Origin of the sequence: Aquisalimonas asiatica (genome assembly GCF_900110585.1) — a bacterium.
Lineage (GTDB): Bacteria > Pseudomonadota > Gammaproteobacteria > Nitrococcales > Aquisalimonadaceae > Aquisalimonas > Aquisalimonas asiatica.
In genome coordinates this window covers 66,352-91,704 of the sequence record NZ_FOEG01000011.1, presented here as the reverse complement: position 1 = coordinate 91,704, position 25,353 = coordinate 66,352, and the positions used below count along the sequence as shown (strand labels likewise).

General features: G+C 67.2%; 25 protein-coding genes. 6 read left to right on the top strand and 19 right to left on the bottom strand.

Annotated features, from left to right (window positions below):
* Positions 1–24: 24 nt before the first annotated feature.
* From BMZ02_RS16730 to BMZ02_RS16695, 8 genes are all read right to left on the bottom strand, one after another.
* Positions 25–867, bottom strand: coding sequence for a symmetrical bis(5'-nucleosyl)-tetraphosphatase (locus BMZ02_RS16730; RefSeq protein ID WP_091645949.1), 843 nt, complete (start codon positions 865–867; stop codon positions 25–27).
* A gap of 16 nt (positions 868–883) precedes the next feature.
* Positions 884–1,276: a Co2+/Mg2+ efflux protein ApaG gene (apaG, locus tag BMZ02_RS16725; protein ID WP_216110896.1), complete on the bottom strand. Its 393-nt coding sequence runs from the start codon at positions 1,274–1,276 to the stop codon at positions 884–886.
* Positions 1,273–2,376, bottom strand: a complete 1,104-nt coding sequence (gene tal, locus BMZ02_RS16720; protein ID WP_091645948.1) for a transaldolase — start codon at positions 2,374–2,376, stop codon at positions 1,273–1,275. Before tal ends, apaG begins: the two co-directional genes overlap by 4 nt.
* Before the next feature lie 403 nt (positions 2,377–2,779).
* A complete protein-coding gene (locus BMZ02_RS16715) occupies positions 2,780–3,211 on the bottom strand; it encodes a universal stress protein (protein ID WP_091645946.1) in 432 nt (143 codons plus the stop codon).
* 47 nt (positions 3,212–3,258) lie between these two features.
* Positions 3,259–4,044: a 16S rRNA (adenine(1518)-N(6)/adenine(1519)-N(6))-dimethyltransferase RsmA gene (gene rsmA, locus BMZ02_RS16710; RefSeq protein ID WP_091645944.1), complete on the bottom strand. Its 786-nt coding sequence runs from the start codon at positions 4,042–4,044 to the stop codon at positions 3,259–3,261.
* Positions 4,041–5,054, bottom strand: coding sequence for a 4-hydroxythreonine-4-phosphate dehydrogenase PdxA (pdxA, locus tag BMZ02_RS16705; protein WP_091645942.1), 1,014 nt, complete (start codon positions 5,052–5,054; stop codon positions 4,041–4,043). The genes rsmA and pdxA overlap by 4 nt, the downstream gene beginning before the upstream one ends.
* 3 nt (positions 5,055–5,057) lie before the next feature.
* The gene (locus tag BMZ02_RS16700) at positions 5,058–6,371 is read right to left on the bottom strand and encodes a peptidylprolyl isomerase (protein ID WP_091645940.1); all 1,314 of its coding nucleotides are present in this window, start codon (positions 6,369–6,371) and stop codon (positions 5,058–5,060) included.
* Between the two features lie 8 nt (positions 6,372–6,379).
* Positions 6,380–8,698 (bottom strand): LPS-assembly protein LptD, encoded by a 2,319-nt coding sequence (locus BMZ02_RS16695; RefSeq protein ID WP_091645939.1) that lies wholly within the window; start codon positions 8,696–8,698, stop codon positions 6,380–6,382.
* A 165-nt stretch (positions 8,699–8,863) separates the two neighbouring features.
* On the opposite strand from BMZ02_RS16695, the gene BMZ02_RS16690 reads away from it, so the two are divergent.
* Together BMZ02_RS16690 and murU are read left to right on the top strand one after the other, a co-directional pair.
* Positions 8,864–9,865: an aminoglycoside phosphotransferase family protein gene (locus BMZ02_RS16690; RefSeq protein ID WP_091645937.1), complete on the top strand. Its 1,002-nt coding sequence runs from the start codon at positions 8,864–8,866 to the stop codon at positions 9,863–9,865.
* On the top strand, positions 9,865–10,533 hold the full coding sequence (gene murU / locus BMZ02_RS16685) for an N-acetylmuramate alpha-1-phosphate uridylyltransferase MurU (protein WP_091645936.1): 669 nt from the start codon (positions 9,865–9,867) through the stop codon (positions 10,531–10,533). The genes BMZ02_RS16690 and murU overlap by 1 nt, the downstream gene beginning before the upstream one ends.
* Here murU and BMZ02_RS16680 read toward each other — a convergent pair.
* The 11 genes from BMZ02_RS16680 to BMZ02_RS16630 all read right to left on the bottom strand — a co-directional run bounded on the left by BMZ02_RS16680 (position 10,530) and on the right by BMZ02_RS16630 (position 20,959).
* Entirely contained in the window at positions 10,530–10,961 is a 432-nt protein-coding gene (locus tag BMZ02_RS16680; protein ID WP_091645934.1) for a PaaI family thioesterase, read from the bottom strand. The two genes, murU and BMZ02_RS16680, sit on opposite strands and share 4 nt — an antisense overlap.
* Before the next feature lie 92 nt (positions 10,962–11,053).
* Positions 11,054–11,620 (bottom strand): lipoyl(octanoyl) transferase LipB, encoded by a 567-nt coding sequence (lipB, locus tag BMZ02_RS16675; protein WP_245754060.1) that lies wholly within the window; start codon positions 11,618–11,620, stop codon positions 11,054–11,056.
* Between the two features lie 71 nt (positions 11,621–11,691).
* On the bottom strand, positions 11,692–11,964 hold the full coding sequence (locus tag BMZ02_RS16670) for a YbeD family protein (protein WP_091645930.1): 273 nt from the start codon (positions 11,962–11,964) through the stop codon (positions 11,692–11,694).
* Positions 11,965–12,042: 78 nt separating this feature from the next.
* Complete coding sequence (locus BMZ02_RS16665; protein ID WP_091645970.1) at positions 12,043–13,191, bottom strand: D-alanyl-D-alanine carboxypeptidase family protein; 1,149 nt, start codon at positions 13,189–13,191, stop codon at positions 12,043–12,045.
* Between the two features lie 119 nt (positions 13,192–13,310).
* Positions 13,311–14,246, bottom strand: coding sequence for a septal ring lytic transglycosylase RlpA family protein (locus tag BMZ02_RS16660; protein ID WP_091645928.1), 936 nt, complete (start codon positions 14,244–14,246; stop codon positions 13,311–13,313).
* Entirely contained in the window at positions 14,246–15,244 is a 999-nt protein-coding gene (gene mltB, locus BMZ02_RS16655; RefSeq protein ID WP_091645968.1) for a lytic murein transglycosylase B, read from the bottom strand. The genes BMZ02_RS16660 and mltB overlap by 1 nt, the downstream gene beginning before the upstream one ends.
* Before the next feature lie 80 nt (positions 15,245–15,324).
* Entirely contained in the window at positions 15,325–16,452 is a 1,128-nt protein-coding gene (gene rodA, locus BMZ02_RS16650) for a rod shape-determining protein RodA (RefSeq protein ID WP_091645927.1), read from the bottom strand.
* The gene (gene mrdA, locus BMZ02_RS16645) at positions 16,445–18,328 is read right to left on the bottom strand and encodes a penicillin-binding protein 2 (protein WP_091645925.1); all 1,884 of its coding nucleotides are present in this window, start codon (positions 18,326–18,328) and stop codon (positions 16,445–16,447) included. Before mrdA ends, rodA begins: the two co-directional genes overlap by 8 nt.
* A gap of 2 nt (positions 18,329–18,330) precedes the next feature.
* A complete protein-coding gene (gene mreD, locus BMZ02_RS16640) occupies positions 18,331–18,819 on the bottom strand; it encodes a rod shape-determining protein MreD (protein WP_091645923.1) in 489 nt (162 codons plus the stop codon).
* Positions 18,819–19,736: a rod shape-determining protein MreC gene (gene mreC, locus BMZ02_RS16635; protein ID WP_091645921.1), complete on the bottom strand. Its 918-nt coding sequence runs from the start codon at positions 19,734–19,736 to the stop codon at positions 18,819–18,821. The genes mreD and mreC overlap by 1 nt, the downstream gene beginning before the upstream one ends.
* 179 nt (positions 19,737–19,915) lie before the next feature.
* Positions 19,916–20,959, bottom strand: coding sequence for a rod shape-determining protein (locus BMZ02_RS16630; protein WP_091645919.1), 1,044 nt, complete (start codon positions 20,957–20,959; stop codon positions 19,916–19,918).
* A gap of 268 nt (positions 20,960–21,227) precedes the next feature.
* Here BMZ02_RS16630 and gatC point away from each other — a divergent pair, with 268 nt between their 5' ends.
* The 4 genes from gatC to hslO are packed head-to-tail and all read left to right on the top strand — an operon-like array spanning position 21,228 to position 25,349.
* On the top strand, positions 21,228–21,515 hold the full coding sequence (gene gatC, locus BMZ02_RS16625) for an Asp-tRNA(Asn)/Glu-tRNA(Gln) amidotransferase subunit GatC (protein WP_091645966.1): 288 nt from the start codon (positions 21,228–21,230) through the stop codon (positions 21,513–21,515).
* A gap of 27 nt (positions 21,516–21,542) precedes the next feature.
* Positions 21,543–23,003: an Asp-tRNA(Asn)/Glu-tRNA(Gln) amidotransferase subunit GatA gene (gatA, locus tag BMZ02_RS16620; RefSeq protein ID WP_091645918.1), complete on the top strand. Its 1,461-nt coding sequence runs from the start codon at positions 21,543–21,545 to the stop codon at positions 23,001–23,003.
* A gap of 15 nt (positions 23,004–23,018) precedes the next feature.
* Complete coding sequence (gatB, locus tag BMZ02_RS16615) at positions 23,019–24,455, top strand: Asp-tRNA(Asn)/Glu-tRNA(Gln) amidotransferase subunit GatB (RefSeq protein WP_091645916.1); 1,437 nt, start codon at positions 23,019–23,021, stop codon at positions 24,453–24,455.
* Between the two features lie 3 nt (positions 24,456–24,458).
* Positions 24,459–25,349, top strand: coding sequence for an Hsp33 family molecular chaperone HslO (gene hslO, locus BMZ02_RS16610; RefSeq protein ID WP_091645915.1), 891 nt, complete (start codon positions 24,459–24,461; stop codon positions 25,347–25,349).
* Positions 25,350–25,353: the final 4 nt, after the last annotated feature.

Below are 25,353 nucleotides of genomic sequence, written 5' to 3'. Positions count from 1 at the left end.
TGAGAAGACGGCCCTGCGTCGCCATCAACCGCCGGGACGCCGTGCCCCGGGGCACTGGTAAGCGGTCCGCTCGCGGGTGCCGTCCAGGCGGATGGCGGTGAGTGTGCCGCCCCAGAGGCAGCCGGTGTCGATGGCGACGAATCCGGTGCCTTCCTCGAACCCCAGGGTGGACCAGTGGCCGCTGACCACCGTCAGTGGTTCACCGACGGGGCGGCGTCCGGGCACCTCGAACCAGGGGACGTAGCCGTGCGGCCGGGTCTCCGGTGCGCCCTTGTAGTCCATGAGCAGGCGGCCCTCGGCATCACAGTAGCGCATTCTGGTGAACGCGTTGATGATGAAGCGCAGCCGATCCCAGCCCGTCAGCGTGGGCGACCAGCGATCGGGGCGGTCCCCGTAGAGGTTGGCCATGAAGGCGTCGAACTCCGGCTCCGGGGCGGCCAGTGCGGCTTCCGCCTCGCGGGCGTATTCGCGCGCTTCGGTGAGCGTCCACCGCGGGTACAGGCCGGCGTGCAGCATGGCGTAGCCCAGTCGGCTGTCCTCGACCATCAGCGGCTGGCGCCGGAGCCAGTGCAGCAGCTCGTCCGCGTCCGGTGCATCCAGCACGTCCTGCAGGGTGTCGGCTGGCTTCAGGCTGGCATGGCCCCGCCAGGCGGCGAGCAGGTGGATGTCATGGTTGCCGAGAATGGTGACCGCGCTGTTACCCAGGGAGTGGACGAAGCGCAGGGCCTCAAGGGACTCCGGGCCGCGGTTGACGATGTCGCCCACGAACCAGATCAGATCCCGCTGCGGATCGAACTGCAGTTGTTCCAGTAGCCGTTGCAGCTCGCTGTTACAGCCCTGGATGTCCCCGATACAGTAAACGGCCACGGTTGTGATCAGGCCCCTAGTGCAACGTGCGCGGGCCGGCGAGGGTGAACGGCGGAATCTCCGCCGTGAACGTAACGCCGTCGTCCGCAAGAAGTTCGTAGGTGCCGTGCATGCTGCCCACGGGCGTCTCCAGCATGGCGCCGCTGGTATAGCGGAATCCGCGGCCCGGTTCCAGGTGGGGCTGCTCGCCGACCACGCCCTCGCCGCGGACCTCCCGCTCTTCGCCATTGGCGTCGGTGATGATCCAGTGGCGGCTTATAAGCCGTGCCGGGATGTCGCCCATGTTGCGGATCGTCACCGTGTAGCTGAACACGAACCGGTCCTCTTCGGGTTCCGATTCGTCGTCCAGGTAGGCGGGCTCCACGTCGACCTCGATATGATAGCGCTGTTCGCTCATGTCCATGGTCATGCGGCCAGCGTCCCCGCTTTGTCGTTCAGGGTGCGCAGGAGGTTGTTGTAGGAGTCCAGAAACGCCTGGACCCCATCCACTTCCAGGGCGTCGGTCACGGCCCGCAGGTCGATGCCGGCGGCCTCGAGCTGCGCCAGCGTATCCGGCGCCTCGTCAATGCCGTCGTGGATGCGCGCCCGGGGGGCGCCATGATCCTTGTAGGCGTCGTAGGTGGCCGGCGGCAGCGTGTTCACGGTGCGGTCGCCGATCAGTGCCTCCACGTACTTGATGTCGCTGTAGTCCGGGTTCTTGGTGCCGGTGCTTGCCCACAGCAGTCGCTGTTCCTGCGCGCCAAGTGCGCGCAGGTCGGCGAACCGGTCACCGTCGAAAACCGACTCGAAGTGCGCGTAGGCGCACTGGGCATTGGCGATGGCCGCCTTGCCCTGGAGCGCGGTGTTGTCGCCGCCGAGCTGCGGATCCACCGCGGTGTCCACGCGGCTGACGAAGAAGCTCGCCACGGAGCGCACGTGAGCCACGGGCTCGCCCCGGCGGGCCCGCTGCTGCAGACCGGCCAGGTAGGCATCCACCACTTCGGCGTAGCGCTGCAGCGAGAACAGCAGCGTCACGTTGACGTTGATGCCGTCGTTGATCAGGGTCTCGATGGCCGGGACGCCGGCCGCGGTTGCGGGCACCTTGACCATGACGTTGGGGCGGTCGAGCCAGGCCCACAGGCGGCGCGCCTCTGCCACGGTGCCATCGGTGTCATGGGCCAGCGCCGGCGAGACTTCCATGCTGACCATGCCGTCCGTCCCGCCCGTGCGGTCGTGGACCGGCCGCAGCACATCGGCTGCATCGCGGATGTCGGCGACGGCCACGTGATTGAACAGCTCGCCGGCCGACAGCTCCGGCTCGTCGCGCAGCGCGCCCGCAATGGCGTCGTCGTAGGTGTCGCCACCGGAGATGGCCTTGTCGAAGATGGTCGGATTGGACGTCACCCCGCGGAGATCATCGGTTTCGACCAGGCGGGCGAGCTCGCCCGAGGTCAGCATGTCCCGGTGGATGTTGTCGTACCAGACGCTCTGTCCCAGCGTGCCCAGCTGTTTCAGGGGATTCGTGCTCATGGGGCGAAAAGGCCTCAACCTGCGTGTCGTGACGGACCGGCGGCGAGCGCCACCGGTAACCTGGACTGTGTAGTCTAACGGTTTGAGTGCGCCCCAAAAAGGGTGGTTGCGACGGGGGTGGTCACGCCCACGCGGATCTGGGAGACTGAAACGCTGTTCACAGGCAGTGAATCCGCAATGGACAGACCCGGTCGCCGGACAGGGGGCTCAAGCCGGGCGGTTCGTTGCCGATACAAGAATAGAACCCGTGACCGGAACAGGCTCCGGACAGGGCAGACGAGAAAGCAAGTCAAGCCGATGAAAAACAATCAATTCAGAAAACCCGATCCGTTGCTGATGCTGGCCGTTGCCGTCGCCGTGGGTGTGCTCCTGGTGGTGCTCTGACGGGCCATCGCGCGGCGGCCTACAGGCGTACCGCGAGCACGTCGCAGGGGGCGCCGTGCAGCACGGCGTTTGCCGTTGACCCCAGTAGCAACGCGAGGCCATGCCGGCCATGGCTGCCGACCACGATCAGGTCGGCGGCAATGGTTTCCGCATGCTCGAGGATTTCCTGCTTGGTATAGCCTGCGGCAACGGTCCGCTGCGCTGTCTCCAGGCCTTCGGCGCGTGCATATTCCAGCAGGCGCTCCTCCGCGGTGGTGACCATTTCCTGGTGCAGTTCCGCCTGCGGCGGCCCGAGAAATTCCCCGGCCGCATCGATGGGGATGTGCTCCACGACGTGAATCAGGTGGAGAGAGGCCTCGCTGGCGTAGGCCAGCTGACGCGCCCTGGCGGCAATGCGGCTGGCGTCCGGCGTGAAATCGACGGCCAGAAGAATGGTGTTGTACGGCGTCACCGTGGTCTCCCTGCCTGGGGTACGCCGTCAGTATAGGGGCCGTGGGGCTATGGATGCGAGGCTTCCGCCGCCAGACGCCGGAACGCCTCCAGCCCCAGCGCTTCCGGCCGACTGCCGGGATTTACGCCGCAGCGCTCCAGCGCGGCCTCGTCCAGGAGGCCGCGCAGCGTCTTGCGGACCGTCTTGCGCCGCTGGGCAAACGCGGTGGCGACCACGCGGGCGAGCTGCTCCGCCTCCTCGGCGGAGGTTTCTCCGGGCGGATGGGGCGTGAGGCGAACAATGGCCGATTCCACCGCCGGTACCGGGTGAAAGGCGCCCGGGGCCACGGTGAACAGGCGCTCCACCCGGCAATGGTACTGGGTCATGACCGACAGGCGCCCGTAGATCCGGCTGCCCGGCCCGGCGGTCATGCGGTCCACGACTTCCCGTTGCAGCATGAAGTGCATGTCCCGGATCGCGTGGGCCGTGTCGAGCAGGTGGAAGATCAGCGGGGTCGAGATGTTGTAGGGCAGGTTGCCCACCAGGCGCAGATCGGCGCCGTGGTGGCAGCTGGTCACGTCGAAGGTCAGGGCGTCCGCCTGATGCAGCCGCAGCGTGCCGTGCGGGGCGCAGGTCTCCTGCAGCGTGGCGATCAGGTCCCGATCCATCTCCACCGCCTCGAGCTCGCCGCAGGCGCGCAGTAGTGGCACTGTGAGGGCGCCGCGACCCGGCCCGATCTCGACCATGGCGTCACCGGGCCTGGGGGCGATGGCGGCGACGATGCGATCAATCGTGTGGCGATCGTGGAGGAAGTTCTGGCCGAAGCGCTTCCGTGGACGGTGGCCGGCGCTCATGCCAGTGTCCGGTCGGCGGCGTGCCGCGCGCGGCGAACCATGTCGCGGGCGCTGTCCAGCGCGGCGCTGAGACTGCCGGTGCGCGCGCGCCCGGAGCCTGCCAGGGGCAGTGCCGTGCCGTGGTCCACGGAGGTGCGGATAATGGGCAGGCCCAGGGTGATGTTGACCGCTTCGCCAAAGCCGGCGTGCTTGAGGACCGGCAACCCCTGATCGTGGTACATGGCGAGCACGGCGTCCGCCCCGGTCAGGTGCTCGGGCGTGAACAGGGTATCCGCGGGCAGTGGTCCGTGCAGATCGATGCCCTGGTGGCGCAGTGCGTCCAGCGTCGGGGTGATGATCTCGATCTCCTCGCGGCCAAGATGGCCATCCTCGCCGGCGTGCGGGTTCAGGCCGCAGACCAGGATGCGCGGGGTGGACAGCCCGAACACCTGGCGCAGGTCGTGGTCCAGAATCGTGCAGATCGTGCGCAGGCGGTCGGCCGTGATCGCGTCGGCCACATCGCGCAGGGGCAGGTGGGTGGTGACCAGGGCGACGCGCAGATCGCCGGCGGCGAGCATCATGACCGGCATCGGTGCGCCGGTCAGCTCGGCGAAATACTCCGTGTGTCCGGAGAAGGGAAGGCCGGCGGCGTTGATGACGCTCTTCTGCACCGGCGCCGTCACCACCGCGGCAAAGTCGCCCCGATGCGCGCCGGTTCCGGCCAGTCTCAGCATCTCCACAACGCTTGCGCCGTTGGCCGGGTCAAGGGTGCCGGGTGTTACCGGGTTGGCGACCGGCACCGGCAGGACGTTCAGTGCCCCCGGTCGCAGGGGGGTGTCGGGTGTCGGCAGGAGGTGGATGTCGATCGGGCCGATGCCGAGCGACCCGGCCCGCTCCCGGAGCACATCCGGGTCGCCAACCGCCACCACGTCCCCCAGCTCGCCCCGGGCCGCCAGTGTGACGACCAGGTCGGGGCCGATGCCGGCCGGTTCGCCGACCGTCAGTGCGATGACCGGGGGGCGCTGGGTCATGGCTCAGTTGTCCAGGCGGACTTCCACGTAAGCGTCGTCACGCAGTTCCCGGAGCCAGTTCTCCAGGGTCTCCTCGCTGCGGCGCTCACGGATCTGCTGCACGGCCTGCGCACGCCGACGCTCCTGGGTGCTGTCGTGCTCCCGTCGCTCCGCCACCTGCACGATGTGCCAGCCGAACTGGGTTTCGAACGGTTCACTGATTTCGCCCGGCTCCAGGCTGTCCATGGTCTCTTCAAACTCCGGCACCAATTGTCCGGGGCTGACCCAGTCGAGGTCACCGCCCCGGGATGCCGAGCCCTGGTCATCGGAGTGGGCGCGGGCGAGGTCGCCGAACGACTCACCCTGCTCGATGCGGTCCCGCAGGCTCTCCAGGCGCGTGCGCGCGTCCTCGCGGCTCACCACTTCGCTGGGCTGGATGAGGATATGCCGGGCGCGGGTCTGCTCGACGATTTCCTGGTCCGAGGACCGGCTGTCCACCAGTTTGACGATGTGTACGCCGCTGGAGCTACGAATCGGGCCGGCGATCTCGCCGTTGCTCAGGCTCATGACTTCATCCTGGAACATGCTCGGCAATTCGCCGGCCTGGCGCCAGCCCAGGTCACCGCCCTCGAGGGCGTCCTGGGCATCCGAGGCTTCGGCAGCGACGGTGGCGAAGTCCTCCCCGTCATCGCGCAGGCGCGTCAGCAACTCTTCCGCCCGTGCTTCCGCCTCCTCGGCGGCCTCCGGGTCGGCCCCTTCAGGTACGCTCAGGAGAATGTGAGCGACGCGGAATTCCATGTCGTCGGCGCCGCCCGCGCTGCTCTCCAGGAACTCCTCGATGTCCCGGGAGGTGACTTCGATCTGGCGCTGGACCTGCTGCTGGTGCAGGCGCTGCAGTTTGATGTCCGTGCGCAGATCTTCCCGGAACTGGGCGAAGTCCATGCCTTCCCGGGCCACGGCCTGGCGGAACTGCTGCAGGTTCATGTTGTTCTGCTGGGCGATCCGCTGCACGGCGGCATTCAGCGTGTTGTCGTCGACACCGATGCCCATGCGGTTCGCCTGGGCGAGCTGCAGGCGCTCCATGATCAGCTGCTCCATGACCTGGTCGATCAGGGCATCCTGCGGGGGGGGCTGCTGGTTCTGGGCCTGCATGCGCTGATGTACGGTGGCGATTTCGGCCTCCAGCTCGGATTGCAGGATGACGTCCTCGTTCACCACTGCCACGATCCGGTCCAGGGTCTGCGCCACGACCGGTGTGGTTCCGGTGAAGAGCCACGCGGCCAGCAGCAGGGCCGCCAGCCCCAGGCCCGTTGGTCGAAGCGTGTTGTGCCGGTCCATCAAAACTCTTACCTCCGCCTGCCGTATCCGAACATGGAGTCTTCCAGAAAGCCCTGGATGTCGTCACCCACCGAGCCGAGGCCGCGCAGCTCGAACTGCAGCATGATCGAGCGCTCCGGTTCTTCTGTCGGCTCCTCGCGGTAGTAGCGGCCGAGCAGTCTGACACTCCAGCAACAATCGCGATATTGTAGACCGCCAAAGCTCTCCAGTGTTCGATCCTCAAGCATCGAGTAACGCCATCCGCCCAGCACGTGCCAGCGCGGATGCACCGGCCAGGCGATGTTGATGTCGCGCTGCTCCAGTTCCAGGTCATCGTTGACGTCCCGGCGTGCCCGGTAGCTGGTGGTGATGATGCTGTCCGGCCGCGGCTGGTAGCTGAGCCGCACCCCGCTCAGGGAGGTGCGCTCGGTGTCCGGGTTCCACTGGATCTCGGTGCTGGCGCGCAGGTTGTTCGGCAGCGTGGCCCGGGCCTCGGCGATGACGTCGGAGTAGTCCCGCTCCTCCGCCGCGCCGGGATCGCCTTCCAGCATGACCTGGCGGTCGTCGAAGTAGCGTACCTGGGCGACGCCCAGGCGCAGGAATTCCTGGCCGGTCTCGCGGCTCAGGAAACGACTGGTCAGGCCGCCGGTGACCTGGTTGGCGTCGCCGACGCGGTCACGGCCGCTGAAGCGGTTCTCGGAGAAGAACTGGAACAGTCCCGGAACGGCCTCGCCGGTGTCGAACAGCGGCAGGTCCGACTGGTCGCGCTCGGGCACGTACAGGTAGAACAGCCGTGGCTCCAGCGTCTGCCGCAGGGAGCGGTCGAAGGCGTTGAAGTGGCGCTCGAACACCAGCCCGGTGTCCAGGCTGGCAATGGGCACCGTGCGGCTCGGGTTCTCGTTGTCGGTGGCATCGATGTCGGGGGTCGCCGGGTTCGTGGCGCTGTCCAGGTCGTACTGGGTATGGCGCAGCGTCACCGCCGGCGTGAAGAACCCGGCCAGCCCGACGAAGGGGCGCGACAGCCGCGGCGCGATGTCGGCCCGTACGCCGGTAATGCGCTCGTCCGGCGTCGGATGGTCGAAGCGGACCAGTTCGCTGTCGGTCTCCAGGCGCAGCCCGAGGGGGCCGTCGCCCGGGCGGTGATCCAGCTGCAGCCGGGGCAGGCGCTCGTAGGGGCGGTCGCTGCGGCCGAGGGTCGGGTCCACGGTCTGGTAGATTTCCGCCGAGGCCACGCCGGAGAGGCTGTAGGTGTCGTAGCGCAGGCGGCCGCGGGAGCGCAGGTGCCGCGTGGTCGAGGTGCGCAGGCTGTCGCCGAAGTCCCGGAAGTACTGGTCGTCACTGACCCTGGCCAGTTGCAGGTCACCGCGGACGTTGGGGCTGAATCGGTGGCGGTGGTCCAGCCCGAGCTGCCAGCGGTCCTCCCCGGTGCGGTCGTCCTCCGGCAGGTAGCTGCCGTCCACTTCCCCTGAGAACGACGGTTGCAGGTAACGGAACTCGCCACCCAGCATGAACCCGCGCCGGCTCAGGTAGCGCGGGGCCAGGGTGGCGTCGTAGTTCGGGGCGATGTTCCAGTAGTAGGGCACGGTGATGTCCGTGCCGCTGCGGTCCGACTGCCGCAGTGTCGCGGGAAGCAGGCCGCTCTTGCGCCGGTCGTCGATGGGGAAGTTGACGTAGGGCGAGTAGGCAACCGGGAAATCGCGCACCGTGAGCCGGGCGTGCCACGCCTCGCCGGTGCCGCTGTCGCGGTCCAGGCGCACGCGATCGGCACGCAGCATCCACGCTTCGTTGCCGGGCTCGCAGGTGGAGTAGGTGGTGTCATGGGCCATGGAGACGCCGGCGTCCAGCAACTGGATGCGGCCCGCTTCGCCCTGGGTCAGGGTCTCCGGCAGCAGGTATCGGACCTGATCCATCTCGCCGGTATCCTCATCCAGCAGGAGAAAGCCCTGCGAGGCGCCGAGGAGCAGTCCGGTCTCGCGATAGCGGAGGTCGCCCAGGGCGTCGGCCCGCTGTTCGCGCTCGTCGAAGCGCATGGCGTCGGCCCGCAGTTGCTGATCGGCCCGCTCCAGCTCCACGTCGCCGCGCAGGCTGTAGATGCCGCCGTCGTAGTCCAGGGTGTCCGCGTCGACGGTCGCTTCCGCTCCCTCGCGGGAGGGGGCGGATCGCGCTGTATCGATCCGGGCGCCGTCCATGGGCGCGATGCAGCCGGCCCAGCGCCCGTTGTCACCGCTGAGCAGCGGCCACTGGGTGTCGTCGTCCCCGGAATCGGCGCCCAGGGGGTGAATGCCGAGCGCCGTGACCAGCGCTGCGGCAACGAGGCCGTTCCTGATGGCAGGTGTCGCGAGTGGCACGCGTGCGGTATCCCTGGGTCGGCGTCTTCTCGGGTCGGGGCGCCTGCTCTGCCCGACCGGGGCCGTATAAGCTCGCACACAAGTGCCGTCGCGGCAAACCTGTTCGCACCCGGGGGCGTGCTGGGGCACAATTCCCGCTCACTATCTCAGCAAGGATACCCCGCCATGGACAACACCGCCGACGCGGATACGAGGCTGCCGCAACTGCAGCAGTGGCTCCGGTCCCAGGGGCTGCCCGCAGGGCCGCTTGAGTCGGCATCATCCGACGCCAGCTTCCGCCGCTACTTCCGGCTGCAGGCCGACGGCCTGTCCCGGGTGGTCATGGACGCGCCGCCCCGGCACGAGGACTGCCGGCCGTTCGTGAAGGTGGCGGCGCTGCTGCACGAAGCCGGCCTCAACGCGCCGCGCGTGCTGGCCCAGGATCTGGAGCAGGGGTTCCTGCTGCTCTCTGATCTCGGCACGCGGACCTATCTGGATGTGTTGAACCCCGACAATGCCGATGCGCTCATGCGGGCGGCACTGGACGCGCTGGTGGCGTGGCAGTCCGCGAGTCGGACCGGGGTGCTGCCAGCCTATGACGCCGCGTTGCTGGAGCGCGAGCTGCGCCTGTTTCCGGATTGGTATCTGGCAGAACACCTCCAGGTGGTGCCCACGGGCGCCGAGCGCCGGTCCATGGAGCGATGCTTCCAGGCGCTGGTGGATCGCGCCCTGGCGCAGACCCGCGTGTGGGTCCACCGGGACTACATGCCGCGCAATCTCATGCCCGGGGAGCCGTCGCCCGGCATTCTGGATTTCCAGGATGCGGTGGAGGGGCCGGTGAGCTACGACGTCATCTGTCTGTTCAGGGACGCGTTTCTGTCCTGGCCGCCGGAGCGGGAGCAGGCGTGGCTGGCCTACTACCACGAGCAGGCCCTGGCCGCGGGCGTGCCGGTGCCGCGGTCCCTCGCGGCGTTCTGGTCCGACTGCACCTGGATGGGCGTGCAGCGGCACCTGAAAGTCATGGGGATCTTCGCCCGTATCCGGTATCGCGACGGCAAGCCGCGCTACCTGGAGGACGCACCCCGTTTCCGCGACTACCTGCACCGGGCGGCGGCTGACGAGCCGGCGCTGATGGAGCTGGTGGACCTGATCGACGCCTGGCACGCGCGTGCCCCGGAGGGTGGGTGATGCGAGCGATGATTCTGGCGGCCGGTCGCGGTGAGCGGATGCGGCCCCTGACGGACCACACACCCAAACCGCTGCTCCCCGTGGCGGGCCGGCCGCTGATCGACTGGCACCTGCAGCGGCTCGCGGACGCCGGTGTCAGCGAGGTGGTGATCAACCTGGCCTGGCTGGGTGAGCAGATCGCGGAGCACGTGGGCGACGGCAGTCGCTGGGGGCTGCGCGTGCGCTACTCCCGCGAGGGTGACGCGGCGCTGGAGACCGGCGGCGGGATTGCGCGGGCCCTGCCCTGGCTGGGCAACGCCCCCTTCCTGGTGGTCAACGGGGATGTCTGGTGCGATTACGATCCCGCGCCGTTGCTGCAGCCCATGGACGGATTGGCGCACCTGGTGCTGGTGCCGAATCCGGCGCACAACCCCGAGGGCGACTTTGGTCTGGTCCGGGGCCGCGTGGTCACTGGCGGCGGGGAACGGCTCACCTTCAGTGGTATCGGCGTCTACGCCCCGGCGCTGTTCGATGGCCATCCCGGCGGCGCATTCCGGCTCGCCCCCCTGCTCCGCGAAGCGGCAGAGCAGGGGCGGGTCTCGGGGACCCGCCACGATGGGCTGTGGTGTGACGTGGGCACACCCGAGCGCCTGGAGGCCCTCAATGCGCGGCTGAGTGGCTCAATCTAGTCGGGACGCTGATCGCGGGGCGGAATGGAATAGGTGCAGGTGGCGTGGGCCGCCATTTCGTCGTCGCCGTCGGCATACATGGCCACGTCGCCCACGGCAAGCCGGCTACCGAGCTTGAGCAACCGGCATTCGGCGATGATGTCGCCCGCGCCGGGCTTGCGCATGAAATTGATGTTCAGTGCGGTGGTCACCGCCATCATGACCGGCCCGATCACCGCCAGGATGGCCACGTACATGGTGGTGTCCGCCAGGGTCATGAGGGCCGGCCCGGAGATGGTATTGCCCGGCCGCAGGTTCGACTTGTGAAACGGCATGCGAATGCGTACGAAGCCGTCCTCCACGTGCTCCACCCGCCAGGTGTCCTGGCGCATTTCGGGAAACGACTCGTGCAGCAGCTGTTCCAGTTCCGTGGCATTGAGTTTCGGCATCAGGCCCGCCCTTCCATGTTGCCCATGACAGTGTTATTGGTTGTTCCGGACACAGGTTAGCCCGATCCGCCACCGGATTGCCAATCACTTGTTCAGCGGGTGCACGGGTAGGCGGAGAGCGCGCCTTCCAGCTCGTCCGCCACCGCCCGGGCCGCGTCGGTGGGCGAGCGGTCGATGCCGAGATCGCGCATGCAGGTCACCGGCAGATCGGCGTACCCGCACGGGTTGATCAGCGAGAAGGGGGCGAGGTCCATGTCCACGTTCAGGGCCAGGCCGTGATAGCTCGCCCCGCGGCGAACCCGTAATCCCACGGAAGCGATCTTGGCGCCGTCGACGTAGACACCGGGCGCATCGGCGCGCGGATAGGCGTCGACGTCATGGCCGCCGAGCACTGCCACCACGGCGCTCTCCAGGACGGAGACCAGGCGGCGAATGCCCAGCCCGCGCCGCCGCACGTCCACGAGCACGTAGACCACGGCCTGGCCCGGCCCGTGATAGGTGACCTGGCCACCGCGGTCCACCGGGACCACGGGGATGTCTCCGGGGTTGATGAGGTGTTCCGCGCGCCCGTTCAGGCCCTGGGTGAATACCGGGGGATGCTCCAGTAGCCACAGCTCGTCCGCCGTCGACGGCGTGCGCTCCTCCGTGAACTGCTGCATGGCCCGCCAGGTCGGCTCATAGGGGACCCGGCCAAGCTCCCGCCGGTGGATCTGGACTGGCGGCGGCGGTCTCACAGCGTCATGACCACCTGTTCATCGGCGTTCAGGCTCTGGTAGACGGCGTCCAGCTGGCTCTTGCTGGTGGCGGTGACCGTCACGGTCACCGAGACATACGTGCCACGGCTGCTGGAGGCCGTGGTGACCTGGTTGTCGTCCACGTCGGGGACGTGCGCCCGCACCAGTTCCAGCACGTGCAGTACAAACTCCGGGTCCGCGGGACCCATGGCCTTGATGGGGAACTCGCACGGGAATTCGAGCAGGGTGTCGTCGTCCTGGGTGTGCATGGGAAGGGCCTGTCTTGCGTGTGCTGCCCCTCAGTCTACCAGCGCCGGTGGGCGCTGGCAGACCGGGGTCGGCTGGATCTACTGGAAGCGCAGCATGATGTCGTCGATGATCCGGCCGAAGAAGCCGCCTTCCTCACCGTCCTCAAGCGCGACCAGCGGGACCTCGGCGATGATGGCATCGCCGACCCTGACTTCCAGGGTGCCCATGTCGTCACCCTGGGCCACCGGCGCGATAACGTTGGAGCGCAGGTGCATGGTGGCTTCCATGTTGTCGTACTCCCGCCGGGGAATGGTCACGTACAGCGGCTCGAGCAGGCCCACGGCAATGGTGTCGTTGGCGCCGCGCCAGAGCTTCGGTTCGGCCAGTGCGGTGTCGTGATCGTAGAGGCGGTAGGTGCCGAAGAACCGGAACCCGTAGCCGAACAGGGATTGCGTCTGTTGCATGCGATCCCGCGCGCTGTCGGTTCCCATGACCACCGAAATCAGCCGCATGCCGTCGCGCTCCGCTGAGCTCACCAGGTTGTAGCCGGCGCGTTGCGTGTGGCCCGTCTTCAGGCCATCGACGCTGTCATCCCGCCACAGGAGGGAGTTGCGGTTGCTCTGGGTGATGTCGTTGTACGTGAACTCGCGCTCCGAGTAGAACTGGTAGAACTCGGGGAAGTCGTCGATCATCGCCCGCGCCAGGAGCGCAATATCCCTGGCCGTGGTGAGCTGGTCCGGGTCGGGCCAGCCGGTGGCGTTGGTGAAGTTGGTGTTCTCCATGCCCAGTTGCTCGGCGTACTGGTTCATGAGCTGGGCGAAGGTGTCCTCGTTGCCGGCGACGTGTTCTGCGAGGGCCACGCTGGCATCGTTCCCGGACTGGATGATCATGCCCCGGAGGAGGTCTTCCACGGCCACGCGGCGGCCAACTTCCACGAACATCCGCGAGCCGCCCATGCGCCAGGCCTGTTCGCTGATCTGGACTTCTTCTTCCAGGTCGAGCTGCCCCTCACTGATCTCGCTGAACACCACGTAGGCGGTCATGAGCTTGACCAGGCTGGCCGGCTCGCGCTGCTCGTCCGGGTCGCGTTCTGACAGGATGTGCCCGCTGTCCTTGTCCATCAGGATGTAGCTTGGCGCGTCGATGGACGGCGGCGCCGGCGTCGGCACGGAGGGGCGGTCGGCCAGGGCAGAGGAGGCCGCCAGGAAAGGCAGGAGCAGCAACAGGGCTAACAGGCGCTGGCGCATGTTCATTTCATCCGATTGAGAATATCTGGCCATCCGCCGGAGGCGGCAGCTAACAAGGCGCGGCAGGGTAGCACGACAGGCTGTCTCCGCCGCAGTGTAACCCGATGACGACGCAAGAATCAGTCGGTGATGACGTGGCTGTCACCGAAGCCGGCATTCTCTAATGCATTGGCCGTGTCGTCCAGCGCCTCGCGACTGTTCATCGGGCCGACGCGCACCCGGTGAACGCCACCGCTTTCCGAGACCGCCACCGGACTGATGCCGTCCGCCGTCAAGCGTTCCTTCAGCGCCTCCGCGTTCCCCCGCTCGGAAAAGGCGCCCACCTGGAGCAGGTAGCCGGCGTCGGTGGCGCCGTTGGCCTGCGCACCGGACTCGGGGTCGTCGTCCTCCGCCGTCGGGCGATCGGGGACGTTTCGTGTCGAAGCAGTGACAACCGATTCGGAGGAAGGTTCCGGGGGCTCGGATTCCGCCTGTTGCTGGTCACCGCCGTCGTCCTCTGCGGTAGCGGGCGGATTGTCCGGGTCGAAGGTATTGCTGAGCGTCTCGATCCGCACGGGCGCGGTGCCGTCGTCGACCATGTCGATCCTGTCGGCGGCCGCGTAGGAGAGATCGATGATCCGGTTGTCGGCGAACGGACCCCGGTCGTTGACCCGAACGATCACCGACTTGCCGTTGTTCTGGTTGGTGACGCGCACATACGTCGGCAAAGGCAGCTGCGTGTGGGCCGCGGTCAGCGTGTACATGTCGTACGGCTCGCCGCTTGACGTACGCCGGCCGTGGAATTTCTTCCCGTACCAGGACGCGACACCCTCCTCGGTAAAGCCCCGGGCGTCCTCGGAGGTCATCACCTGATACTGTTTGCCGAACACCTCGTACGTCGCCGGATTGCCGTAGCGGCTGAGCGGTTCATCCTGGGGCTCGGGCTCTTCGAGGCCGCTCAGGTCGGGCGGTGTGTCCGGGCCGTAGTCTGCATCGTCATCGGGCTCGTCCCTGGGAGCGGTGGCACACGCGGTGAGGAACAGGCCGAGTGCGGCGATCACAAGCAGGCGTGGCATCAGTCGGTCCCTCGTTGGTCACGGATGGCCTCGGCGAGCTGGAATGCGGCCAGGGCGTAGAGCGGGCTGTGGTTATAGCGGGTGATGACGTAGAAGTTGTAGAGCCCCACCCAGTGTTCAGTGCCCTCCGGGCCGTCAAGCTCCAGCAGCACCGCCTCTGCATCATCAGCGTAGTCGGCTTCCGGCGTGACGCCAGCGGCACGCAGCTCGCCGATGGTCGTGGTCGGACGCTGACCGTCACCCAGGAAGGGCTCCGTATCCACGCCATCTGCCACGTGGGCCGGTGAGGCAACCGGCTCGCCCGGCCTCCAGCGATGCTCCCGGAAATAGTTGCCGACGCTGGCCAGGGCGTCCTCGGTATCGTTCATCAGGTCGCGTTGCCCGCTGCCGCTGCCATCCACCGCGTAATGGCGGTAGCTGCTGGAGATGAACTGGGGCATGCCCATGGCGCCCGCGTAGGAGCCGCGGATCTCGTGCGGGTCCAGCCCTTCCTCCTCGACCAGAAGCAGGAAGTGCGCCAGTTCGCTGCGGAAAAAGCTGGAACGGGGCGGGTAGTCGAACGCCAGGGTGTACAGGGCGTCCAGCACCCGGTGCTGGCCGGGGTGCTCGCCGTAGCGCGTCTCCACGCCGACGATGGCAACAACCACGGCCGGGTCGACACCGAATTCGTCGTGGACGCGGTCGAGTATGGCGCTGTTCTCGTTCCAGAACGCGACCCCTTCCTCGATCCGGTCGTCCTGCAGGAAGATCCGCTGGTAGCGATACCAGGGCAGCGCCTCCGCCGGCGAGCGGATGGCGTCGATGATGTCCTGCTGGTGGCGGGCATCCCCGAGAAGGGACTCCACGTCCGTCCGCTCCAGCCCGTGTTCGCTGGTGATGTCGTCCACGAACGCCTGAACGGCGGTGGGATCGACCGTGTTGGGTGTGTCGCTTGCGGTGACGGGGCTGACGGCCAGGGCGGCCAGCATCAGGGTGACGCGGGTAGCGAGTCTGTGCATGAGGTCCACGTGACTTCCAGTGTGATCGGTGGCGCAGACCACCGGGTGACCGTCGTTCTGCGGCGACGGAATGCCCCCGCTCAGGACGCCCACATCTTCCGGTGGGTGTGTATCGACATGAGAATACCGAAGCCGGCCATCATCGTCACCATGGATGTGCCGCCGTAGGATACCAGCGGCAGGGGCAGGCCCACCACGGGCATCAGGCCGGAGACCATGCCCATGTTGACGAACACGTAGACGAAGAAGGTCAGGGTCAGGCTCCCCGCCACCAACCGACTGAAGGTGTCCTGGGCATTGATGGCGATGTACATGCCGCGGCCGATGATGAACAGGTACAGCGCCAGCAGCAGCGCCACGCCCAGCAGGCCGAACTCCTCGGCGAACACCGCAAAGATGAAGTCGGTATGGCGCTCGGGCAGAAACTCGAGCTGGGACTGGGTGCCGTTGAGCCAGCCGCGCCCATAGATTCCCCCGGAACCGATGGCAATGGTGGACTGGATGATGTGGTAGCCGGTGCCCAGGGGGTCGCGCTCCGGGTCGAAGAGGGTCAGCACCCGCTGTTTCTGGTACTCCCGCATCAGGAACATCCAGAACACTGGCACCAGTGCCACGATGGCCACGAGCACTGTGAGCATGAGCCGCCAGCGCAGTCCGGCGAGAAACAGGACGAAGAACCCCGAGGCGCTCACCAGCAGCGACGTCCCCAGGTCGGGCTGCAGCACGATCAGCGCGGTCGGCACAACAATGGCAACGGTGGCCAGCAGCACCTGCGGCAGCGTCGGCGGTAGCGCCCGCATGCTCAGGTACCAGGCCACCGCCATGGGGATCGCCAGTTTCATGAGCTCCGCAGGCTGGAAGCGGAACAGGCCGAGGTTCAGCCAGCGCTGAGCGCCCTGGCCGGTTGTGCCGATCAGTAGCACGAGTACCAGCATCACCAGGCCACCGAGAAACACCCAGGGCGTCCAGCGCCGCAGGGTGTTCAGCGGGACCTGGGCCATCACCACCATGGCGGTGAACGCCAGGGTCATGCGGATGAGCTGGTTATGCACCGCATCCATGGACTGGTTCGTGGCGCTGTACAGCGTTGCCAGGCCGGCGAGGGACAGCAGCAGCAGCGCGGTGACCAGCGGCACATCGAGATGCAGGAAGCGCTGCATGATGGACTGCCTGCCCCGTGTACTGACCTGGCTCGCCAGTTCAGACATCGTCGGCCTCCGATGCTGCGTTGCGAAGGTAGGCGTCGATGACCCTGCGCGCCACGGGAGCCGCTACTGCGCCGCCGCCACCGCCGTGCTCCACCAGCACGCTGACGGCGATGCGCGGATCATCAGCCGGGGCATAGGCAGTGAACAGGGCGTGGTTGCGCAGCCGCCGCTGAACCTCCTCTTCGTCGTACTCCTGATCCTGGCCGAGGCTGAAGACCTGGGACGTACCCGTCTTGCCGGCAATCCGGTAGTTGATGTTGGTGCCGATGCCGCGTCCGGTGCCGCGGCTGGAATGCACCACGTCCACCAGCGACTCGTGCACCACATCCCAGAGCTCTTCCCGCGCCAGCGCGATGAACTGCTCCCGCTCCGGGATCTCGGTCTCGTAGGTCTCGCCGGTGCTCGCGCTGTGGACCGCGCGCAGAACCCGTGGCGGTGCGGCATGACCCCGGTTGGCGAGAACGGTCATGGCGTGGGCGAGTTGCAGTGGTGTGCTCAGGAAGTAGCCCTGACCGATGGAGGTGATGATGGTCTCCCCGTGGAACCAGCCCTCTCCGCGGGCGGCGCGCTTCCACTCCCGTGACGGCAGAATGCCCGTGCGCTCGCCCGGGATGCCTGCGCCGGTGCGCTTGCCGAAGCCGAACCGCTCCAGGAACGCGGACATCCTGTCGATGCCGAGGTCATAGCCCAGCTTGTAGTAGTACACGTCGCAGGACTGGCTCATGGCATCGGCGAAGTCCATCTCGCCGTGACCCTGCCGGCGCCAGCAGCGCCAGCGGTGGTCGACAGCGTCGATGGAGTAATGGCCGGGGCAGAATATCGTGTCGTCGGGGTCGAAGATCCCGGCTTCCAGACCGGCAAGGCCGACGAACGGCTTGATCGTGGAGCCGGGCGGATACTGACCGCGCACGGCGCGGTTGAACAGCGGCCGGTCCGGGTCTTCCTGCAGCGCGGCATAGGTCGCACGGTCCACACCGTTGACGAAGATGTTGGGGTCGAACGATGGCTGGCTGACCAGGGCCAGAACGTCGCTGTTGCGCACGTCCATCACCACCACCGAGCCGGACTCCTCGCCCAGGGCCTCTTCGGCGGCGCGCTGCAGGTGCGAGTCCAGTGTCAGGACCATGTCGTCGCCCGGGTCGGGCGCGCGCCTGCCCAGGGGCTTGATGACGCGGCCCAGGGCGTTGGTCTCCACGCGCTCCAGGCCGGCGTGGCCGTGCAGCCGCTCCTCGAACTGAAGCTCGGTGCCACTCTTGCCGATGTGGCTGCTGCCCCCGTAGCGTCTGGAATCGACACGCGCCAGCTCGCGCTCGTTGATGCGGCCGACATAGCCGATGGCGTGAGCGGCGTGCTCACCGTGCGGGTAATGCCGGCTGAGTCGCGCCTCCACCTCGACGCCGGGGAAGCGGTGCCGGTTGGCAGCGAAGGCTGCCACCTCCCTTTCCGTGAGGCGGACCTTGAGCGGCAGCGCCTCGAAGTTGCGGGATCGCCCGCGGAGCTGGCGGAAGCGGTCGATTTCCGTGTCGGAGACGTCGATGGTCTGGCGCAGGCGCCCGAGCATCTCCTCCATGTCCTGGACCTGTTCCGGGGTGACCAGCAGCTGGAAGTTGGGGCGGTTCTCCGCCAGCAGTACGCCATTGCGGTCGTAGATGAGCCCCCGGTTGGGCGGAATGGGGACGAGCTTGACGCGATTGGCCTGGGAGAGGGTCGCGTAGCGCTGGTGGCCTGCGACCTGCAGCTGCCCCATGCGTCCACCGATCAGGCCCATGAGGATGAGCACCCCGGCGCCGGCGATGAACGACCGCCGGGTGAACTGGCGCTTCTCCTGACCCTTGTCGTGAAGCTGGTTCTGGTCGCCGTTTCCGTTGCTGGCCATGATTACTGCACACTGAAGCGGCGCCGCACGCCGCGCATGACGACAAACACCCAGGGCCACAGCAGCGTGCCCACCAGCGGCGGCAGCCAGTACACGAGCCCCGGCGCGGGGCGGTCGACCAGGCCGCTGATCCAGGCCTGCACCACGTGCACCAGCAGCAGCAGAAGGAGCACGATGGCGGCCTGCTGCGGCAGCGGGTAGACGCGGATGCGCTGGTGCAGATGCAGGACCAGGTACGCCATCAGGGCATAGGCGAGGGCGTGCTGACCCAGCAGGGTGGCCTGCAGGGCATCCTGTCCCAGGCCGACCAGCCAGGCGAACACCACGCCCACCCGGTGTGGCACTGCCATGCACCAGTAGATCAGCACCAGGGCCGCCCACGCCGGCCGGGCGGGCTGTGCCCATTCCGGCAGCGGCATGATCGTGAGCGCATAGGCCACGATGATGCTGACGAAAATCACGCCACCGCCCTGCCGGCCTGCGAACGCCATCAGCGCGCCTCCTCCCGAGCCAGATCCTCGAGTTCCTGGAGTTCCTCCAGTTGGTCCAGGTCATCCAGCGGATCCAGGTCCTCGTCCGGGTCCTGGCGCTCACGCGTGCGCACCAGCAGCATCTCACGGCTGCGGTCCAGCTGGGCCAGCGGGCGGGCGGTCACCCGGGCGAAGGCTTCGCCGGGCTGCCGCTCCACTTCCGTGACCTCGGCCACCGGGTAGCCGCGCGGGAACCGCCCGGCAAGGCCGGAGGTGATCAGCAGATCGCCTTCCTCGATGTCGGCGTTGTTGGGCAAATGGGGCAGATCCAGCTCCTGGAGGTTGCCGCTGCCCACGGCGATGGACCGCAGGCCGTTCCGGTTCACCTCCACCGGAATGGCATGGCTCGGATCGGTAATCAGGCGCACGACGGCGCTGGAGCGGCTGACACTGTCCACCTGGCCCATGATGCCGTTGGCATCGATGACTGCCTGCCCGGTACGGGCGCCGCTCCGGGTGCCCTTGTCCACCCGGAGCAGGTGCCGGTAGGGGTCGAGATCCACCCGCATGAGTTCGGCAATGAGAACCGACTCCTCCACCTCGTAAGCCGAACCGAGCAGCCCCTGCAGCCGGATGTTCTCGCGCTCGAGCTGGTCCAGCCGCTGCAGGCGCGCTTCGTTGAGCAGTTGCTGGTCACGCAGTCGGGCGTTCTCCTCGATCAGCGCGGAGCGGCTTGCAAGCCGCTCTGACGCGAAGCTGAACAGGTCGAATGGCACATTGACGGCGTAGTGGAAGGGGTGGACCGTGGTCTGGATGGCCGAACGGACGGGTTCCGTCAGGTGCTGACGGTGGTCGAGCGACATCAATCCGGCTGAGAGCAATACCAGCAGGATCAGTCGCGTCGTCGCCGATGGGCCCTGAGCGAATAGTGGTTTGATGGTGCTGCCCGTCCGTCAGTAGAAGCTGTCATACACCCGCACCCGAGACGGCTTCTGCCGCCGACCGGCCAGTGCCAACAGATTCGCACTGTCACGAGGAAATCGTCCGTGAATCAGTTCACTAGTACGAGGTCGAGCGCTCCGGCAGTCGTCTCTCGGGCCGTTGGCGCGGCAGCCGGTTACTCGACGGTGAACAGGTCCAGGCCCTGTTCATCCATGAGTTCCAGCGCACGGCCGCCGCCCCGGGCCACACAGGTCAGCGGATCGTCCGCGACCACGACCGGCAGCCCGGTTTCTTCCATAATGAGCCGATCCAGGTTACGCAGCAATGCCCCGCCACCGGTGATCACGATGCCGCGATCGGCGACGTCCGCCCCCAGCTCCGGGGGCGTCTGTTCCAGCGCCGTCTTCACGGCGCCGACGATGCCGGACAGGGGCTCCTGCAGGGCTTCCAGGATCTCGTTGCTGTTCATGGTGAAGCTGCGCGGCACGCCCTGGGCCAGGTTGCGGCCCTTGACGTCGATCTCGCGCACTTCGGTGCCGGGGAAGGCGGTACCGATCTCGTGCTTGATCCGCTCGGCGGTGGATTCACCGATGAGAATGCCGTAGTTGCGGCGCACGTAGTTGATGATCGCCTCGTCGAAGCGGTCACCACCGATCCGCACGGATGCGGAGTACACGATGCCGTTCAGGGACAGCACCGCCACTTCGGATGTGCCGCCACCGATGTCGAGCACCATGGAGCCGCGCGCTTCGTCCACCGGCATGTTGGCGCCGATGGCGGCCGCCCGCGGTTCCTCGATGAGATAGGTCTCCCGGGCGCCGGCACCCACGGCCGATTCCTTGATGGCGCGGCGCTCAACCTGGGTCGAGCCGCAGGGCACGCAGACCAGCACCCGCGGGCTGGGCTTGAAGAAGCGCGCCTCATGCACCTTCTTGATGAAGTGCTGGAGCATCTTCTCGGTCACCGTGAAATCGGCGATGACACCGTCCTTCAGGGGCCGGATGGCGCGGATGTTGCCCGGCGTGCGCCCGAGCATGTGCTTCGCCTCGATGCCCACGGCGGCGATGCTCTTGGGGCCGCCGTCACGATCCTGACGGATGGCAACCACCGACGGCTCGTTGAGCACGATGCCCTGGCCACGCAGGTAAATCAGCGTGTTCGCCGTGCCGAGGTCGATGGAGAGGTCATTAGAGAAGAGTCCACGAACGCCCTTGAACATTGCTGGGTCCCGGTATCCTGTCCCGATGAAAACGCCCGATTCGCGTCGGAATTTCGTTGCTGTCCGGCCGTGTTTCTTCACAGGCCGCGAAATCCCCGCGATGTCAAGCGCAAGAAGGCCGCTAATCTATCAGTGTGCCCAGGCGGCGGCAAGCCGACAGGTGGCCCGAAACCCGCGGATTTCGGCGTTTGTGGACGTGTTCACGTTTGCGATCGGGCGGCGATTGGCCGACAATTCCGGTTTTCCCGAAAACCGCTTCGAGGAAGCCATGTCCCTGAGCAATGAGCAGGTCAACGAGATCGCGCATCTGGCCCGGCTGCAGGTCGATGAGGCCGATCTGCCGGAGTATGCGCGCAATCTCTCCGACATTCTCTCTTTCGTGGAAGCCATGAACGCCATGGAGACCGACAGCGTGGAGCCGCTGGCCCACCCGCTGGAGATGCCGCAGCGCCTCCGCGAGGATGCGGTCACGGAAGAGAATCAGCGCGAGCAGTTCCAGGCCGTTGCACCGCAGGTGGAAGCAGGCCTGTATCTGGTGCCGCGCGTGATCGAATAATCTCCCACCGACTACGGGGCCGTCATCGTGTCCGAAACGAGCAAGACTGTTGCCGAACTGGCAGCCGGCCTGAAGGCCGGCGACTACTCCAGCGAAGAGCTGACCCGTGACCGCCTGGCGCGTATCCGCGGCGCCGGTGCCGAGCTCAACGCCTTCGTCACCGTGACCGACGAGCAGGCGCTGGCTGCCGCCCGTGCCGCCGACCAGCGCCGCCAGGCCGGTGACGCCGGGCCACTGACCGGCGTGCCCATGGCGCACAAGGACATCTTCTGCACCCGCGGCGTGCGCACCAGTTGCGGCTCGCGCATGCTGGACAACTTCGAGGCGCCGTACGACGCCCACGTGGTGGAGCGGTTCAACGACGCCGGGCTGGTCTGCCTGGGCAAGACCAACATGGACGAATTCGCCATGGGGTCGTCCAACGAGACCAGCTTCTACGGCCCGGTGAAGAATCCCTGGGATACGGCGGCCGTGCCCGGCGGCTCCTCGGGCGGGTCCGCCGCCGCCGTGGCCGCGGGGCTGGTGCCGGCGGCCACCGGTACCGACACCGGTGGCTCCATCCGCCAGCCGGCAGCCCTGTGTGGCATTACCGGCCTCAAGCCCACCTACGGGCGGGTGTCCCGCTACGGCATGATCGCCTTCGCCTCCAGCCTGGATCAGGGCGGGCCCATGGCGCGCACCGCCGAGGACTGCGCCCTGCTGCTGGAGGCCATGGCCGGTTTCGATACACGCGACTCCACGTCCGTGGAAAGCCCGGTGCCGCGATACAGTGAGGCGTTGAACGGGGATCTGACCGGCCTGAAGGTCGGCCTGCCGAAGGAGTATTTCGGTGACGGCCTGGACGGCGACGTGGCCCGCGTCATCGACGAAGCCATCGCCGAGTACCGCAAGCTGGGCGTCGAGTTCCGCGAGATCAGCCTGGCCAACACCGAGCTGGCGGTGCCGGCCTATTACGTGATCGCGCCGGCCGAGTGTTCCTCGAACCTGTCGCGCTTCGACGGCGTGCGCTTCGGGTACCGCTGCGAAGCACCACAGGACCTGGAAGACCTCTACAAGCGCTCCCGCGGTGAGGGCTTCGGCCCCGAGGTGAAGCGCCGCATCATGGTCGGCACCTACGCCCTGTCCGCCGGCTACTTTGACGCCTACTACCTCAAGGCGCAGAAGATGCGCCGGCTGATCAAGGACGATTTCATGCGCGCCTTCGACGAGGTGGACCTGATCCTGGGGCCCACCTCGCCCACGGTGGCGTTCAACATCGGCGAGCGCGCCGACGACCCGGTGAAGATGTACCTGTCGGACATCTACACCATCGCGGTGAACCTGGCCGGGCTGCCGGGCATTTCCGTGCCGGCCGGCTTCAGCCATGGCCGGCCCGTGGGGCTGCAGCTCATCGGCAACTACTTCGACGAGGGCCGGCTGCTGAACGCCGCCCATCGGTACCAGCAGGTCACCGACTGGCACACCCGCGCTCCCGAGGCGTTCGCGTAAGAGGGTTTGACGACGATGGAATGGGAAACGGTCATCGGGCTGGAGATCCATGCCCAGCTCGCTACCCGCAGCAAGATCTTCTCCGGCGCCTCCACCGCCTACGGCGCCGAGCCCAACACCCAGGCCTGCGCCGTGGACCTGGGGCTGCCGGGGGTGCTGCCGGTGCTGAACAAGGGCGCGGTGAAAATGGCGGTGAAGCTGGGGCTGGCCACCGGCTGCACCGTTGCGCCGCGGTCGGTGTTCGCGCGCAAGAACTACTTCTACCCCGATCTGCCCAAGGGCTACCAGATCAGCCAGTACGAGCTGCCGATCGTCCATGACGGCGAGCTCCACATCGAGCTGGAAGACGGCACCACCAAGCGTATCGGCGTCACCCGTGCGCACCTGGAGGAAGACGCCGGCAAGTCCCTGCACGAGGGCTTCGAGGGGGTGACCGGCATCGACCTGAACCGCGCCGGCACGCCGCTGCTGGAGATCGTCTCCGAGCCGGATATCCGCTCCTCGGAAGAAGCCGTGGCCTACATGAAGAAGCTGCACTCGCTGGTGCGCTACCTGGGCATCTGCGACGGCAACATGCAGGAAGGCTCGTTCCGTTGTGACGCCAATGTCTCCGTGCGGCCCAGGGGCAGCAGCGCATTCGGTACCCGCGCCGAGATCAAGAACGTCAACTCCTTCCGCTTCGTGCAGCAGGCCATCGACCACGAGGTCGAGCGCCAGATCGACCTGATCGAGTCCGGCGGCGAAGTGGTGCAGGAGACGCGCCTGTTCGACGCGGTCAAGGGTGAGACGCGCTCCATGCGCACCAAGGAAGAGGCCAACGATTATCGCTACTTCCCCGACCCGGACCTGCTGCCGCTGGAGGTGGACGATGCCCTGGTGGACGAGGCCCGCAGCGAGTTGCCGGAGCTGCCCGACGCCAAGAAGCAGCGGTTCATGGAGCAGTACGGGCTGACCGCCTACGATGCCTCCGTGCTCACCGCCAGCCGCGAGCTGGCCGACTATTTCGAGGCCGTGGCCGATGCCGCGGGCGGCGAGGGCAAGCTGGCGGCGAACTGGGTCATGGGCGAGCTCTCGGGCGCGCTCAACAAGGCCGGCCTGGACATCACCGAGAGCCCCGTGTCGCCCGCCATGCTTGGCGGCATGCTTCAGCGCATCACCGACGAAACCATCTCCGGCAAGATCGCCAAGCAGGTCTTCGAGGCCATGTGGAACGGCGAGGGCGACGCCGATACGGTCATCGAGGCGCATGGTCTGAAGCAGGTCACCGACACCGGTGCCATCGAGGCCATGATCGACGAGGTGATCGCCGCCAACCCGGATCAGGTGGCGCAGTACAAGGGCGGCAAGGACAAGCTGCTCGGGTTCTTCGTGGGCCAGGTGATGAAGGCCTCCAAGGGCAAGGCCAACCCGGGACAGGTCAATGACCTGCTCAAGAAGAAGCTGGATGGCTGAGGCATGAGCGCTACCCCGGATCAGTTACACCGGTTCGTGTTCGAGCACGCCAACGTGCGTGGCGAGCTCATCCACCTGGATCGGACGTTCCAGGACGTGCTGGCGCGGCGGCAGTATCCCGATGCGGTGACCCGTCTGCTGGGCGAGGCGCTGGCGGCGTCGGGGCTGCTGTCGTCCATTCTCAAGTTCAAGGGCTCGCTGATCCTGCAGCTGCAGGGACAGGGCGCACTGCCCATGCTGGTGGCCAGCGCCTCCCACGAGCAGGACCTGCGCGGCATCGCGCGGCTGGCGGAGGGGGTGGATGCCCCCGGGCGCGACACCCCGCTGAATGCCCTGTGTGAGCAGGGTTACCTGGCCATCACCATTGACCCGGACGACACCGACGACCGTTATCAGGGCATTGTGCCCCTGGAGACGGAGCGCCTGAGCGAGGCGGTGGAGAGCTACTTCTCGCAGTCGGAGCAGCTACCCACGCGGGTGTGGCTCGCCTGTGACGGGAGTCAGGCCGCCGGCCTGCTCATGCAGCGCCTGCCCGATGATGCCGGTGAGGATGCGGACGCCTGGAACCGCGCCGAGCACCTGGCCGCCACCATCACCGAGCAGGAGCTGCTGGAGCTGGGGCCGCGGGAGATTATCGGCCGGCTGTTCCACGAGGAGGATATCCGGCTGTTCGAGCCCGGCCGCGTGCGCTTCAACTGCCATTGCTCCCGGGAACGGCTGGCGGGGCTGCTTCAGGGGTTCGGCTACGACGAGGCCCGGAGCATCGTCGCCGAGCAGGGGGAGATCGAGGCCACCTGCGAATTCTGCGGCCACACCTACCGCTTTGATTCGGTGGACGTGGAGCAGTTGTTCAGCGATGGCGGTATCGCACCGCCCGACGACACCCAGCACTGAGCGA